The sequence below is a fragment of the Microcystis sp. LE19-8.1F genome, from assembly GCF_027531715.1.
Classification (GTDB): Bacteria; Cyanobacteriota; Cyanobacteriia; order Cyanobacteriales; family Microcystaceae; genus Microcystis; species Microcystis wesenbergii_A.
In genome coordinates, this window is sequence record NZ_JAPZSO010000244.1 from 1 (window position 1) to 14907 (window position 14907).

12 protein-coding genes and 2 pseudogenes are annotated in these 14907 nt (G+C 43.6%); 6 read left to right on the plus strand and 8 right to left on the minus strand.

Features of this window, described 5'->3' with window-relative positions:
- Positions 1–11 precede the first annotated feature (11 nt).
- The 3 genes and pseudogenes from O9334_RS22095 to O9334_RS22105 all read left to right on the plus strand — a co-directional run.
- A pseudogene (locus O9334_RS22095) lies at positions 12–1200 on the plus strand (RNA-guided endonuclease InsQ/TnpB family protein).
- Positions 1201–1702: 502 nt separating this feature from the next.
- Positions 1703–1978 carry a hypothetical protein gene (locus tag O9334_RS22100; RefSeq protein ID WP_002776327.1) on the plus strand — a complete coding sequence of 92 codons (276 nt, stop codon included), beginning with the start codon at positions 1703–1705 and terminating at the stop codon, positions 1976–1978.
- Positions 1979–1986: 8 nt separating this feature from the next.
- A pseudogene (locus O9334_RS22105) lies at positions 1987–2154 on the plus strand (clan AA aspartic protease); the annotation flags it as partial.
- Between the two features lie 219 nt (positions 2155–2373).
- On the opposite strand, the gene O9334_RS22110 reads toward O9334_RS22105, so the two are convergent.
- The 4 genes from O9334_RS22110 to O9334_RS22125 form a co-directional block, all read right to left on the minus strand.
- A complete protein-coding gene (locus O9334_RS22110; RefSeq protein WP_288002565.1) occupies positions 2374–4584 on the minus strand; it encodes a hypothetical protein in 2211 nt (736 codons plus the stop codon).
- 54 nt (positions 4585–4638) lie between these two features.
- On the minus strand, positions 4639–4815 hold the full coding sequence (locus O9334_RS22115) for a hypothetical protein (RefSeq protein ID WP_002735384.1): 177 nt from the start codon (positions 4813–4815) through the stop codon (positions 4639–4641).
- Between the two features lie 167 nt (positions 4816–4982).
- Positions 4983–6515 (minus strand): NHLP bacteriocin system secretion protein, encoded by a 1533-nt coding sequence (locus O9334_RS22120; RefSeq protein WP_353737881.1) that lies wholly within the window; start codon positions 6513–6515, stop codon positions 4983–4985.
- A 557-nt stretch (positions 6516–7072) separates the two neighbouring features.
- Entirely contained in the window at positions 7073–7606 is a 534-nt protein-coding gene (locus O9334_RS22125; protein ID WP_190381124.1) for a DUF2062 domain-containing protein, read from the minus strand.
- Between the two features lie 53 nt (positions 7607–7659).
- Between O9334_RS22125 and mnmE the strand changes: the two genes are divergently transcribed.
- Complete coding sequence (mnmE, locus tag O9334_RS22130) at positions 7660–9033, plus strand: tRNA uridine-5-carboxymethylaminomethyl(34) synthesis GTPase MnmE (RefSeq protein WP_288002572.1); 1374 nt, start codon at positions 7660–7662, stop codon at positions 9031–9033.
- An 84-nt stretch (positions 9034–9117) separates the two neighbouring features.
- Here the strand turns inward: mnmE and O9334_RS22135 are convergent, their stop codons facing one another.
- The 4 genes from O9334_RS22135 to tnpB form a co-directional block, all read right to left on the minus strand.
- Positions 9118–9414, minus strand: a complete 297-nt coding sequence (locus O9334_RS22135; protein ID WP_045360004.1) for a polyhydroxyalkanoic acid synthase PhaR subunit — start codon at positions 9412–9414, stop codon at positions 9118–9120.
- Positions 9415–9526: 112 nt separating this feature from the next.
- On the minus strand, positions 9527–9835 hold the full coding sequence (locus O9334_RS22140) for a DUF4164 family protein (RefSeq protein WP_287658944.1): 309 nt from the start codon (positions 9833–9835) through the stop codon (positions 9527–9529).
- 113 nt (positions 9836–9948) lie between these two features.
- The gene (locus O9334_RS22145) at positions 9949–10224 is read right to left on the minus strand and encodes a hypothetical protein (protein ID WP_002760168.1); all 276 of its coding nucleotides are present in this window, start codon (positions 10222–10224) and stop codon (positions 9949–9951) included.
- Between the two features lie 361 nt (positions 10225–10585).
- Complete coding sequence (gene tnpB, locus O9334_RS22150) at positions 10586–11767, minus strand: IS200/IS605 family element RNA-guided endonuclease TnpB (protein WP_045360007.1); 1182 nt, start codon at positions 11765–11767, stop codon at positions 10586–10588.
- Between the two features lie 168 nt (positions 11768–11935).
- Here tnpB and alr point away from each other — a divergent pair, with 168 nt between their 5' ends.
- On the plus strand, positions 11936–13132 hold the full coding sequence (gene alr, locus O9334_RS22155) for an alanine racemase (RefSeq protein WP_288002576.1): 1197 nt from the start codon (positions 11936–11938) through the stop codon (positions 13130–13132).
- Positions 13133–13562: 430 nt separating this feature from the next.
- The gene (locus O9334_RS22160) at positions 13563–14867 is read left to right on the plus strand and encodes a cytochrome P450 (RefSeq protein WP_288002579.1); all 1305 of its coding nucleotides are present in this window, start codon (positions 13563–13565) and stop codon (positions 14865–14867) included.
- The last annotated feature ends 40 nt before the right edge of the window (positions 14868–14907 follow it).

Sequence of the window (14907 nt, forward strand, 5' to 3'; positions counted from 1 at the left end):
GAATGTGAGACATGGAAAAAGCCTACTCGTTCCGATTTTACCCCACACCCGAACAAGAGTCGCTATTGCGGCGCACTTTGGGCTGTGTAAGATTGGTTGACAATAAGGCACTCCATCTCAGAACACAAGCTTGGTATGAAAAGCAAGAAAGAGTAGGCTACGCTCAAACTTCTTCAATGCTAACCGAGTGGAAAAAGCAAGAAGAATTAAACTTTCTCAATGAAGTAAGCTGTGTACCTTTACAACAAGGGTTAAGACATTTACAAACAGCTTTCACTAATTTCTTTGCTGGTCGTACTAAGTATCCCAACTTTAAGAAAAAACATCAGGGAGGAAGTGCCGAATTTACTAAGTCTGCTTTTAAAATTAAAGACAAACAAATCTATTTAGCTAAATGCACAGAACCTTTACCTATTCGATGGTCAAGACAAATACCAGAAAGCTGTGAACCAAGTACAGTAACAGTCAGATTACATCCTTCTGGACGTTGGCATATTTCAATTAGATTTGATGACCCAACAATTAAGCCATTACCAGTAACAGATAAAGCCATCGGAATTGACTTAGGAATTAGTAGCTTTGTGATTACCAGCGATGGAGACAAGGTATCTAATCCCAAGCATTTTAAAAAGCATTATCGGAGACTGCGAAGAGCATCGGAAAAGCCTTTCTAGGAAGAAACAATACTCAAAGAATCGGGAAAAGGCAAGAATCAAAGTAGCCAAAATTCACGCTCAAATCACCGATAGTAGAAAAGACCATTTACACAAGCTAACCACTCAATTAGTTCGTGAAAACCAAACGATTGTGGTTGAGAATTTAGCCGTCAAGAATATGGTCAAAAACCCGAAATTATCTCAGGCAATATCTGATGTAAGCTGGGGAGAAATCACCCGACAATTAGCCTATAAATGCCGTTGGTATGGGAGAAACTACATCGAAATAGATAGATGGTTTCCTAGCTCTAAAAGGTGTAGTAATTGTGGGTATATTGCTGAGAAAATGCCGTTAAATGTTCGAGAATGGGATTGTCCAGACTGTGGGACTCACCATGACCGAGATATTAACGCAAGTAAAAATATTTTGGCCGCAGGGCTTGCGGTGTCAGTCTGTAGAGCGACCTGATGACCAGAACAGAGTAAATCTGTTAAGGCAGGTGCGGAACCCCGCAAGGGAAAGAAGCAGAAACCGTTCGGCTGAGCTCACGGCCGAAGCCTAAATCGTGAGGTTTGGGAATCACCGTCCGTTTACGGCGGTGAGGATGTCAAGAGTGATGGGGTGCGTCAAGTTGCTCTTCCAAGGCACAATCCAATTAAGGCATTTACAATGGGTGGAATTGTTCAAGATGCTGGTTTGACAGTCGCAGAATTTCGTAAACTATTATGAGTGCGATGCCAAAGGCACTGCGTAGCAGATCGCCTCGCCCGTAGGTTGGATTGACCCAAGGAAACCCAACATCAATCAACTCATAACAGAGTGCGATGCCGAAGGCACTGCGTAGCAGCACGCCGATCTTATAGAGTGTGTTAATGAAGTGAACGCACCTTATCTAATGTTCAAAATCCGTGGGTTACGCTAACGCTAACACAGGCTACATCATATTCGATCGCCAAGATTAAGTGATTGCCAAACACACCCTATCAATTCAAAAGAGCGAGATCGTTGAGGTTAAAATGGAGAAGGCAGTCAATGGGGCAAGGCTATGACAGTTCGGCAAAGGCGTTACAGCAAAGAGGAGATGGCTCGTCGGGGGAAAGAACTCTACGAGTCTGGCATTCGGCAGCAAGTCGAAGCGGGTAATGAGGGTAAAATTATCGCGATCGACATCGAAACCGGAGATTTTGAGGTTGATGAAACGGTCGTAGCTGCAACCAATCGGCTATTTGAGCGTAACCCTGATGCCCAGCCTTTTGGAATTCGGATTGGACACCGTGCCGTGTATCACTTTGGTTCGCGGAGCTTAAAGAAGAATTCATGATACATGGAGTCTTGTTTGATTTTTACACTGCAACAGTCATTTGGGATGGGCAATATCGCGAGGTTGATATCGCAGCATCAGAGACAGAGCCGTTGCTCGGAATGGCGATGCTCTACGGTTATCGATTGCAGGTGGATAATGTTGAGGGCGGTATCGTTGAGATCAAAGCATTGTGATCCCATTAAGAAGTGCGATGCCGAAGCCACTGCATAGCAGATCGCCGATCTTGTAGTGGACTGTTTCAGCTAAAATAGGGCAATAGATTTCGGCTTAAAGTCTTAGATTATAGAATTTCTAGCATTTTTCTAATACACCAAATTAGCTGAAACAATCCACTACTGAATATACAGCCCTGAGAGCAGAGATCCTTCAGGCTGATAATATTTGCCTATTACCTATTGGGTGTAGGCAGGTAAGTCTTGACTCATTTGATTTAAGTTGCTGGCAATGGCTTTCATCGTCATAAAAGCCGAGCTAAAGGCGATTAGCTCATTTAAGGGATAACTTCGACTCTCAACCCGCAAGCTCAGTAACTGCTTCTCAAGAGATTCAATTTCTTCGATGAGCAATCCTAACTTTGGTGGGTTGAGAATTACCTGGGCAGCGATCGCCTCAGCAATTTCATCAAAAGCGATCGCAGTCTTTTTTGCAATCGCTTGTAATTCAGGTAAAAACTTTTGTCGTATCGGTTCAGGAAGCGGTTGCTGTAGCCCATCTTGTAAAGCATCCAGTTGAGCCGAGAGTTTTTGTTCGTAGCCCATGGAGAAATTCCAAAAATTTTTGTTTTTAGTTGCTAAAACTGTGGAAATTTGTTCGAGACTGGCAATCTTAACCGAGGCTGGATGTTGGGCGATCGCCACTGTGATGGCCTGCTTCAGTTGGGCGATATCTGACGGTGGTATCGTATCCTGAAAATAGCCCGTCAGCAGTTTTTGATATAGCTGTCCCATTTTCTTAAAAGTCACAGAAAAATCTGTTTCCAGTTGGTTTGTAGCCGATTTTGTCATAAATACAGTGGTCAGCAACACCCCCAGAAACGCACCTACGGGAACTGAAATCAGTGCGGCCCAAATTCCTTGCTCGAAAAAAGGAAAAATATCCTTCCCGATGGCATCGGCTGCTACAATCGCACCGATGCGAGCGATGGGCGTAAACCCCAGCCAAGCACAACTGAAGTAGGCGAAAAAATAAGCCAGACTGCTACTAAAAGGATTATAACCAAAGGACTTGACCAACAGGTAAATACAGAGAATCGTCAAACTCAAGGAAACAGTGGCCGCCCAACCGATTGCGATCGCTCGCCCCCTTGTCGGTTGAATGACAGTGACCACTGCACCTATGATCACAATATCTGCCACTTTTTCGTAAGCAGAAGGATAGGGAAACTCGATGTGACGAATAATAGCCAGTAACAAACCAATAACCACGCCAAGACTGACAATTTCTCTCAGGCGTTTTAGGGATATAGGGGCCCATTTGGGAAAGGTAATCAGGTGTCTTCGTCTGAAAGTTGCAGTTACTTTCGTTTTATCGATTATCCTGCCTCCTAATCCCTCGCATTGTTGGATAAATCGAGATACAAGTTCAATAAATTGATAAAACTGTAGTGATTCTTGAACATCATACTGGTCAATCTCTCCACTTGTTCGGAGATGATCAAGTTTACCCCCAATATTCCCTAAATCTTCTTCTAATTCTCTAAGGTAAGGGGTAGCTAAGATTTTTTTGGCGTTACTCAGATCCCTCAAGCTATCAAAGCTGTCGGTAAGATGAGTCGCCAATTGGTTTAATTCATCACTGAACTGATGCACTAAATTTTGTTCATGCTTTTCGCCCTTAAAAGCCATCAGATCAGCTAATTGTCGAGTCAATTGGTTCTGAATTGCCAAGATTTCACTCCAATTTTCTGCCACCAATCTCTCACTACCGAATTCATGGGTTGCTTTTGTGAGTATTGAAAGGCTAGTTTGTGTTGATTTTTTAATCTGATTGAGTAAGTTAAGCTCGTTCTGCTCAATAGAAAGAGGATAATCCCGCTCGTCGACCTCAGTTTTTAGGTAGCGATCGAGGATTTTTTGGAACAAGCGCGGTATATCTTGAAGGATTCCCATCAAGTTCCGGTTGAGATCGGATCGAGTATTCTGGGGCCAAAATAGTAAGGCCACAGCAATTCCCACAGCGATTCCGATCCAGTTATCGATCAGGCGCGACCGCAAATAGAGCCAGATATCTTGTTGTGCTGATGTTCCTACCACTCTCATGGCAATTAAAGCGCCCAGTAGTGTGGCTTGGGAATAAGCGGCTTGCCATCGGTAAGTTTCACAGATCAGGGCGGCTAAAATGTAGGTGAGAGAGGGAATGACAAAAAAACTTGAGCCTTGGATTCCGTAGGCGTTCACCAGGATAGCGGCAATGATTCCCCCCAAAGCACTTCCCCCCAAACGCCCCAAACCTGCCGCAATCGCACCTCCCATCGATGGCTCAATCAGTACAGAGACATACCCAAAGACGGGATAGACAAAGTTGTCTAATACATTTCCTCGGTGCCAAAAGAAACTCGTTAAGAGAGCAGCACCCAGGGAAAATTTCAATCCCTGTCTGATCATTAGCCCGTTTTTACTGTCCAAGGTATCTCTATATCCTTTTTCGACTACTCATTGTTACCCATTAATCGCTCGCTCAATCCCATATAAAATTAGTGCCAAAAACGTCACCAACCAAAACCAAAGCTGAGGAGGCTCACTATGGATCAAGATGACTAAAACAAAGGCTGCGGCGATAATCCACCACTTAAACCACCAAGTCCACCATTGAGAACGTCTTTTCGGATTTTCCATAAGTACCTAAGCAAAATTAATTACACATATCTAACCACCTCTTGCCTCTTGCCTCTTGCCTCTTGCCTATCTTCACTAGGAAATTAATTTTGCACGACTACTTATTAGGTTTAACCGTTTATTCTAGTCGTTGTTTCTTTCAGCTACTTACGCTCGCAAGATTGTGGTTAACGATCGTACACCCCTGTAATCCAGCGAAAAGCAGGGGTTATATAACTCACCAAAGAACGCTCTTCTACCACGGCATGGACATCTGCGGTAGTCCCGTTGGTAATTGTTTGGGGCGCTCCCTTGGCTTGGGTCCAGTAAAAACCACTCGGTGTATTGCGATCAACCTTCAGGGCTAAAGTGGCTTTGATAACACTTGCATTGACGGGTATAGGCTTATCGCGATCGTCTTCATCTCTACCCAGAAACAGCTTGCTGGCGAGTTCATGACTTCCGACTATATTTGCCAGTTCTGCCACAGTTACCGGCTGCTGATCGACGGTAATTACCTTAGCGACGATACCCCCATAGCGTTCGCGATCATAGAGATCGGGAACGACTTCTACTTCCTTGCCCGGTTCTAATCGTTTGGCATCACCACTCTTAAACAATGCCACCACGTTGGTCTTGGCCTTTAGATTGGAGACTTCTAACGTACCTATGCGCCCCCCCGGAGCCAGGACTTCCCCCGGATTAACAGATAAGTCTAAAATCTGGCCGTTGTACAGACTCACTACATTTTTGTTGGCTTGAATAGTGGTTCTTAACGTATTAATCTCTCGTTGCTGGTCAGCGATCGCATTGTAACGAAGAATATCACTGGCTGTATCTTGCAGGTCTATTTGCCGTTTTTCTGTGTTTAGTATATTATTCTGTGCCGTCAATGCGTTCATCTGCGCTCGCAGGCTTTCATCAACCCCCTTCAGGCGGTCGAGTTCTATTTGGACGCGATTGATACTATTAGAAGCCTCTAGATTATTGAACTGAAATAAATAGGAGGGAAAATCTAGCTTGGCGACAGCCCCCTCTTCGATAAGTTTATCGTAGGCGGCTAGTCTTTCATCCGTTGAGTTCTGGAAATTTTTAAGATATCGAGCATGGGAGAGATAGGCTTCTCGCTGTTTTTGATTACTGGATAATTGAACTTGAAGTGCTTTAATCTGAAGCTGATTGGCCTTTTGCTGGCGATCTATTGAGGCTGCATTCAATTGGCGACGACTCACTTCAATAGAGTCAACTCTTTTATCCTGCTGCTTGAGATCTGCTAGTCTATCCTTTTTATCTTTTAATTCTGTTTCTAATTCAGGAAACTCTAAAGTTGCCAGTAATTGCCCTTTTTTGACAGAATCTCCCGGTTGAATCAGGAGGGTTAACACCCGCCCACCTTGACGGGGTTCGATATTAACAATAGAACGAGGAATCAAAATGACCGCTCGTCCTTGAACAGGAGTCGGAATCTTGCCAACTATCGCCCAATAACTCAGTCCTCCGAGCAAAAGACCCACCGGCATTAAGCGCAGGATTATCTCCCCTAATCTTCCTGTTGGCTCCGAATATTTAAACGGTTTTTCCGAATCAATTTTAGGATCAATTCCCGTTTTTATTTGCTTATTATCCTGACCTTCTATCCTAGCCTGCGTTGTTTTCTTCGCACCCATATCTGGCTGCTGATGATTCTGATCAGACATAGATTCGGCTTGATTTTTTGCCATTGTACTGAAATGAGTAAAAATCACTTAATTTGTAACATGATAAACATTCAGAGGATATTACTTTAGACTAGGAAAATCCCCTGAAAAAATCGCTCAAGCTATTTTTGAGATATGATAACTAGGCTACCTCGAAAGATTTACCGAAGGCTCAAACCTTTAAAATTTCCTGTAAGAAACCTAATAAAGTAGTACTCTTGGTGCGAGCTAAAACAACCTAACAGGTATCAAGTGTTTGAGTCCAACACTCCGACTAGAGAGATAATCTATCGAAAGAGTTTACACCATTCCAGCTTTTAACTTACATAAGGCGTATAGTCTCATTGTAACCGTTCAGGGGGGGGGATGTCAAGCCGCCAGTGGCATTGACTCTGTGGAAGGACTCTCCTGGGGCAGCAGAGAAGGAGAAGCACTGCCTTTCCTAGGGGCGCAAATCGCTTCGGTCATGAATTCACAGGGCTACCTCCCCTGCGCCAATTCCTGGTATCAACCGTAGGTGCTTCTCATCCATGCCTCTTAGATTACCAGATTTCGTCCCCCCCCTGAACGGTTACAATTTATCAGCGTTTTCTACCTGTTTGTCGCCGGTGATACCGTTGATGAACTAGGCGATAGCTAACAAAATAGGTTATCGTAGCAAATACCGTCGCTGATAGTAAGCAACCAAAAAACAGGGTCAAAAGAAATTGGCCGCCAGAACTAGCTAACTTTTCGGTGAAGCTTTGATTAGTTTGAAAAATGTCGCCCAAATTCGCTCGCCCGCTTTGACCAAGAATAAACTCTCCTAATCTATAATTAAACAGGAAAATTGGCAGATCGGTCACGGGATTGCTGATATAAGTACCCGCAGCAGCGGCAATTTTGTTGGCACGAAATAGGGTAGCTAAAAAGATAGCGATGATGATTTGAAGGCCCATCCACGGGAAAAATCCCGAAAAAACTCCCAAGGCAAAACCCCTGGCAATTTCCCTAGGATGTCCTTGTAATCGCATTAAGCGAATATACCAATAGCGCAAAAATCGCAGTAAGCGATTACTCGAATATTTGCGGCTTTTTCTCGCTTTTAATGACCGTGAGCGCATATTTTCGGGCATAAATGCTGACAAAATTGATACCGACTTCAATTTTAGCAAGGAGTGATTAAGAGATGTTAAACACAGGGGATACGATCGCCGCCATCGCTACGGCGATCGTTCCAGAACAGGGTAGCATCGGTATTGTCCGTTTATCCGGTAGTGAGGCAGTGGCGATCGCTCGTTGCCTTTTTCATAGCCCCAATCGTCAAAAATGGCAAAGTCATCGTCTTCTCTACGGTTATATCCGACATCCCCAAAGTCAAGCAATTATCGATGAAGCTTTGCTGTTGCTCATGTTAGCGCCCCGCTCTTTCACCCGCGAGGATGTGGTGGAATTTCACTGTCATGGCGGCATTATGCCCGTACAACAGGTGTTACAGTTATGTCTAGAAAATGGGGCGCGTTTGGCCCAAGCGGGGGAATTTAGCCTGCGTGCCTTTCTTAACGGCAGAATTGACCTAACTCAAGCCGAAAGCGTCGTCGATCTCGTTGGGGCGCGTTCTCCCCAAGCGGCACAATTTGCCCTCGCCGGTTTACAGGGGAAACTCGCTCAACCGATCCGCCATTTGCGCGCCACCTGTCTCGATATTTTGGCTGAAATTGAGGCCCGTATTGACTTTGAAGAGGATTTACCGCCCTTGGATCATGAGGCGGTTCTCCATAGCATAGAACAGGTTTTTTGTCAAGTAAATTTAATTTTAGCTACTGCCGAGCGCGGGGAATTGCTGCGTAGTGGTCTGAAAGTGGCGATCGTGGGGCGGCCGAATGTGGGTAAATCCAGTTTGTTAAATGCTTGGAGTCGGAGCGATCGAGCGATTGTCACCGATTTACCCGGCACTACCCGCGATATCGTCGAATCTCAGCTAGTTGTGGCGGGAATTCCCGTACAAGTCCTCGATACGGCAGGAATTCGCTCGGCCAGCGATCGAGTCGAACAAATTGGGGTGGAACGTTCCCGTCAAACGGCCCGGTCTGCTGATTTAGTTCTCTTAACCGTCTCGGCAGAGTCCGGATGGACCGAGGAAGATGAGGAAATTTATCTCTCTGTCAGCGATCGCCGATTAATTTTAGTGATTAATAAAATTGATTTAGCCAATCCTGAAACAGTAATTTACCCAGCAGAAATTAAGCGAGTTGTCAAGCTGTCGGCCGCCCAAAATCAGGGTATTGAAGACTTAGAAAAAACTATTATTAATGCTGTCCAAAATCAAGAATTACAGGCGGCTAATTTGGATTTAGCCATTAATCAACGACAAGCGGCCGCTTTAACTACGGCGAAAATTGCTTTGCAACAGGTCAAAAAAACAATTGACCAAAATTTACCTTTTGATTTTTGGTCGATCGATCTGCGTACTGCCATTCAATCCTTAGGAGAAATTACCGGCGAAGAAGTGACTGAATCGGTACTCGATCGCATTTTTAGCCGTTTTTGTATTGGTAAATAAGCAATGAGGAAATCTGGTCAACCAGAAACAAGGTTTTATCCTTTTGTGTTGGGTTAACTGTAGTTTTGTTGAGGATTAGAGAGATCAGATATTACTGGAAAAAAATACTTTCCACCCAGCCGTAATAATGGCACTCCCCAAAAGGATAATCAATGTCCAGACCTGATTTTTTTGGGTTCCCTCTACCGATATTAGCCGATTGTCGATGCCTTCGATTTTCCCGTCTAACACTTTAATATCCCCTTTGAGATCAGCTATTCCTATTTCTACTTTTGTCAAGCGTTCATCAATCTTATCGAATTTTTGACTAACTTCCTTGATACTGTCTTTAATTTCTTTAAGGACGACATCCAGGGAATAAGTGACAGTTTCGTTAGACATTGGCTAAACTCCTATACTGCATCTGGTTGGATATAATTTTATCTTAGTCTAGGCTTTAAGAAAATTTTCTTTCAGGAGCGATTAACTGTAGTCTTGTTGAGAATTAGAGAACTCAGATATTACTGGAAAAAAATACTTTCCAAGCAGCCGTAATAATGGCACTTCCCAAAAGGATAATCAATGTCCAGACCTGATTTTTTTGGGTTCCCTCTACCGATATTAGCCGATTGTCGATGCCTTCGATTTTCTCGTCTAACACTTTAATATCACCTTTGAGATCGGTTAATCCTATTTCTAGTTTGGTTAACCGATCTTCTACCTTGTCAAATCTTTCGTTAACCCGCTTCTCAAGCGAGTCGATCTTTCCCTCAATCCTTGTGAGGACAGCTTCTAGGGAATAAGTAACAGTTTCGTTAGACATTGGGTCAACTCCTATACTGCATCCGGTTGGATATAATTTTATCTTAAGTCTAGGCTTTAAGAAAATTTTCTTTCAGGAGCGGTTAACTGTAGTCTTGTTGAGAATTAGAAAGATCAGATATTACTGGAAAAAAATACTTTCCATCCGGCCGTAAAAATGGCACTCCCCAAAAGGATGATCAATGTCCAGACCTGATTTTTTTGGGTTCCTTCCACTGATTTTAGCCGATTGTCGATGCCTTCGATTTTCTCGTCTAACACTTTAATATCCCCTTTGAGATCGGTTAATCCTATTTCTACTTTTGTCAAGCGCTCATCAATCTTGTCAATCTTCCCCTCAATCCTGGTTAGGACAGCTTCTAGGGAATAAGTAACAGTTTCGTTAGACATTGGGTCAACTCCTATACTGCATGTGGTTGGATATAATTTTATCTTAAGTCTAGGCTTTTTGGCATTCCTTACCCTATAGTTAACTTCACTTCTGTACAACCACTGAGATAGTGTTAGGTGAAAACTTCGCTACTTTCTTGTCACTCGATCGAATCTAAAACCTAATTGGTTAAGCTAAAAGCTTTTAGGTACTTAGTTTCTAGACTTTATAACCCTAACTGCCAATTTTTTCGGGAACTTCCTAACATCCCATTCATCTTAAAGCCTAGATTCCGCCTGGAAAAAGGAGGAAATCCAGAGGAGTTTCCGGCTTTTTTCCTAGCCCTCTCGGTTTTCTTTTGGTTTGACACTCCCATCGCACTCATGCGAGGGATTCTTCGTTCACGGGGAGATGCCTTGCAAAAGCAGTGCCTTTACTTGGTCTTACTCTCCCTCCAGAAGCAGTAGCGGTATGCCCTACCGCCAAAATTCGTAAACCTTCGTCTCGAATATTCTTAGCGGCATTGATATCTCTATCGTGGGTTTCTCCACACTTAGGACATTGCCAACTACGAATATCTAAGCTTAAACTATCCAGACGATTTAAACAGTTACTACAAGTCTTAGAGCTAGGAAAAAATCTGTCAACTTCTATATAGATTTTTCCTTCCCATTCAGCCTTGTATTTTAACATGGTACAGAATTGACCCCAACCAGCATCACTAATTGATTTGGCTAGTTTCTGGTTTTTGACCATGGTTCTGACTGCCAGATTTTCTACCACTATGACTTGGTTTTCGTCAACTAATTTACGACTTAGTTTGTGCAGAAAATCTTCACGACAACGAACAATTTTAGCGTGAACTTTAGCAACTTTAACTCTAGCTTTATTTCGGTTGTTAGACCCTTTTTGCTTGCGATTAAGTTTCTTCTGTCTCCTCGCTAATCTCTGTTCGTACTTACGATAGTATTGAGGATTCCCGTGTTTAGTCCCATCTGATGTAATAGCAAAATGGGTTAGTCCAACGTCTATCCCAACAGCTTTTCCTTCTGTTAATTTTTCGGGTAAATCCTGACCATCATCATAAAGACAAGATGCGAAATATTCTCCTGATGGATTAACTGAAACCGTAACAGACTTTAAGTCTCCCTCTGGTGGCCGTGAAACTTGGCAATAGACTTCACCAATTTTAGGTAATACCAGAACATCATTTTTTAACTTACAGTGCTGAGGAAATCTAATCGACTGCCTATTTTGCTTTTTCTTGAAGTTAGGATATTTAGCTCGACCTTCAAAAAAGTTAAGGAAAGCACTAGAAAGATTTAAAGCTGCTTGTTGTAATACCTGCGATGGTACTTCGCTTAACCACTCATACTCTTTTTTTAGGGAAGGCAGCTGCTTAATTATTTCGTTTCTGCTTAATCCTTTTCCAGTTTGCTTGTAAGTTTCGGATGTTAAGTTTAGAGCGTAATTGTAAAACCATCTAGCACAGCCAAACGACTTGGCGAGCAAAACTGATTGTTCGCTTGTCGGATAGATTCTGTACTTGAATGCTTTTAACATTTTGCTTATCAAACTATATTTACTATGGTAAGCTATGCAAGGCTAAACTGTCAAGGATTTAATCGTGCTTCGCTGTTTTATATTGGTCGGGGTTTCATCCCGTCAGTACGAGGGTCTTCACCCCGACATCTGTGATAAATTGGGTTATGCGTGCAAAGGAGTGAGCGAGTGACGTTTAGCATCGAACCAAAAATTATCAATCCGCCCAAAAACCGTCATGATTATCAATTGTCGGAAGTAATTCGCTATCGTGCTTGGGTAGAGATTGATCGATCGGCCTTACAACAAAACGTGCGAAAAGTCAAGGCCTTATTAGCCCCAAAAACGGAACTAATGGCGGTAATTAAAGCCGATGCTTACGGACACGGGGCAGTTAAGGTGGCTAACAGCGTTTTAGAAGCTGGAGCGCAGTCTTTAGCCATCGCGACTATCGGGGAAGGTATCGAACTACGCGAAGCGGGAATCGTTGCCCCAATTATGATTTTAGGAGCAGTGAACACCCCGGAAGAAGTGGCAGCCTTAGCCCATTGGCAATTGCAACCCACCCTGGTGCAAATCGAACAGGTACAAATTTTTGCCACCGTGATGAGACGCTTAGAACAGCGGCTGCCGGTTCATATCAAACTAGATACGGGGATGTCTCGCTTAGGTACACCATGGCAAAACGGCACAAAATTCGTCGAACAGGTTTTAGAGGCTCCTAACCTGAAAATTGCCAGTATATACTCCCATTTTGCCACAGCTGACGATCCCAATCCCGAGATCATGCAGTTACAACGGCAAAGATTCCAACAAGCGATCGCCGAGTTAAGATCAAAAGGTTATCATCCCCCCTGTCTGCATTTAGCCAACTCTGCCGCTACCCTAAGCGATCGATCTCTGCACTACGATCGAGTTAGAGTCGGATTAGCTCTCTACGGTCTTTATCCCGCCGATCATCTCACCGATAAAGTCCCTTTGCAACCGGTGCTACAAGTAAAAGCGCGCATTGCCCAAGTCAAAACCATTGCCGCCGGCTCCGGAGTGAGTTATGGTCATCAGTACATAGCCGCAAAAGATACTCGTATTGCTGTGGTCGGTATCGGTTACGCCGATGGAATTCCCCGCAATCTCTCCAATCGTTTAAAAGTATCCCTGAGAGGACGTTTAGTACCCCAAATCGGCGCGATAACCATGGATCAGTTAATGATTGACGTGAGCGAGATTCCAGAGGTAAAAACAGGGGAAATCGTCACACTTATCGGTAAAGACGGCCCGCAGTGCATCACCGCCGACGATTGGGCGCGGGATTTAGGTACGATATCCTGGGAGATTCTCTGCGGTTTTAAGCATCGTTTGCCGCGAATTACTATTAGCAAAGGCTAATTAGGGTTTGCGGCAAAAAGTTTTTCGGTGGGGGCAGGGTGTGGGGTGTAGGGTGTAGGGTGTAGGGTTTTAGCGATTTTGAGGGGGTCAATTACCTAATTTTCAGGGAAAAAGTCCCGGAATTTTCCACCCGATCACTCCCATATCTGGTACTTTTTGGAAACCAAAAAGTCTAAAAGTCTTACCCAACAAGGTTTTCACATTTATTGAGCAAGCCCTAATTATGGCGGTGATCTTAAAAAATGTCAATTGGCGGCAATTCTTACTGTTGACTGGTGAGATGTGTAATTAATTTTGCTTAGGTGCTTACCGCTGCCAAGTGCGATCGCTAATTGCTAGGCTAGATTAGGGGATGAATTCTCCAGTGCTTTAGGTTAAAATAAACAGGGTTAATCGACGGCAACTGATTAGTTTTACCCTAGAGGCAGCGATGACTATAAGCAAAGATCTACCCTTACCCCCCGGCAGTTTCGGATTACCCCTATTAGGAGAAACAATCGCTTTTTTGACCGATGGGGATTTTGCCAGTAAACGTCATAATAAATATGGTCAACTTTTCCGTACTCATATTTTTGGCAGTCCCACGATTATTTTATCCGGTACCGAAGCTAACCGTTTTCTCCTCAGCAACGAGAATAAATACTTTGCGGCAACTTGGCCTAAAAGTACCAAAACTCTCCTCGGCAGCGCATCTTTAGCGGTGCATACGGGAGATGTTCACGCTTCCCGTCGTCGTTTAATCTATCAAGCTTTTCAACCCCGCTCCCTAGCAAGTTATATCCCTACGGTAGAAACAATTACCGCTCACTATTTAGAGCGTTGGCAAACCGCAACAACCCTGTCATGGTATCCTGAATTAAGAAACTATACTCTCGATATCGCCTGTAAATTATTTGTCGGTCTTGACGATGGTTCTGCTACCAAATTAGGAGAAGCTTTTGATACTTGGTGTGCGGGACTATTTACCCTTCCCATTCCCCTTCCCTGGACAGCTTTCGGCAAAGCATTACGCTGTCGAGAAGAATTACTGGAAGCCATAGAAACTATCATTTTAGAAAGAAAAAAAAATGATGACTTAGGCCAGGATGCTCTGGCTATCCTTTTACAAGCTAAAGACGAAAACGGTCAAAGTTTATCCCTAGCGGAATTAAAGGATCAAGTGCTATTATTACTCTTTGCTGGTCATGAAACTTTAACCTCTGCTATCGCCACTTTCTGCCTACAAATGGCACTGCATCCCGATATTTTTCAGCTTGTCCTTGAGGAAATAACTAATTTTGATCTATCCACTCCTTTAAGCGTTGATACCCTCAAACAGATGACCTATTTAGATCGCGTTTTAAAGGAAGTTTTACGTTTTACTCCCCCCGTGGGAGGAGGATTCCGTCGGGTAATAGAAGACTGTCAATTTAACGGTTATCATTTGCCGAAAGGATGGGTAGTGCAGTATCAAATCAGCAATACCCATAAAGATAATAATATTTATTCCCATCCTGAAACCTTCGATCCCGATCGCTTTTTAGCCGAGGAAAAACCCTACGGATATATCCCCTTTGGTGCGGGATTACGCGAATGTATAGGCAAGGAATTCGCTCGTTTAGAGATGAAAATTTTAGCCGTCCGTTTAGTAGAAAAATACGATTGGCAATTACTCCCTAATCAAGATCTCACCCTCACCACTATCCCCACTCCCCATCCTCGCGACGGTTTACAAGTCACCTTTAAACCCCGTTAACCAGTTAGGATAAAAAAACTTTAAAAACAGTTTAACGTTT

Excerpts from the sequence above, each read along its gene's own strand:
- O9334_RS22100 (WP_002776327.1), top strand. The coding sequence starts at position 1,703 with ATGACAGTTCGGCAAAGGCGTTACAGCAAAGAGGAGATGGCTCGTCGG.
- O9334_RS22110 (WP_288002565.1), bottom strand. The coding sequence starts at position 4,584 with ATGATCAGACAGGGATTGAAATTTTCCCTGGGTGCTGCTCTCTTAACG.
- O9334_RS22115 (WP_002735384.1), bottom strand. The coding sequence starts at position 4,815 with ATGGAAAATCCGAAAAGACGTTCTCAATGGTGGACTTGGTGGTTTAAG.
- O9334_RS22120 (WP_353737881.1), bottom strand. The coding sequence starts at position 6,515 with ATGGCAAAAAATCAAGCCGAATCTATGTCTGATCAGAATCATCAGCAG.
- O9334_RS22125 (WP_190381124.1), bottom strand. The coding sequence starts at position 7,606 with ATGCCCGAAAATATGCGCTCACGGTCATTAAAAGCGAGAAAAAGCCGC.
- mnmE (WP_288002572.1), top strand. The coding sequence starts at position 7,660 with ATGTTAAACACAGGGGATACGATCGCCGCCATCGCTACGGCGATCGTT.
- O9334_RS22135 (WP_045360004.1), bottom strand. The coding sequence starts at position 9,414 with ATGTCTAACGAAACTGTCACTTATTCCCTGGATGTCGTCCTTAAAGAA.
- O9334_RS22140 (WP_287658944.1), bottom strand. The coding sequence starts at position 9,835 with ATGTCTAACGAAACTGTTACTTATTCCCTAGAAGCTGTCCTCACAAGG.
- O9334_RS22145 (WP_002760168.1), bottom strand. The coding sequence starts at position 10,224 with ATGTCTAACGAAACTGTTACTTATTCCCTAGAAGCTGTCCTAACCAGG.
- tnpB (WP_045360007.1), bottom strand. The coding sequence starts at position 11,767 with ATGTTAAAAGCATTCAAGTACAGAATCTATCCGACAAGCGAACAATCA.
- O9334_RS22160 (WP_288002579.1), top strand. The coding sequence starts at position 13,563 with ATGACTATAAGCAAAGATCTACCCTTACCCCCCGGCAGTTTCGGATTA.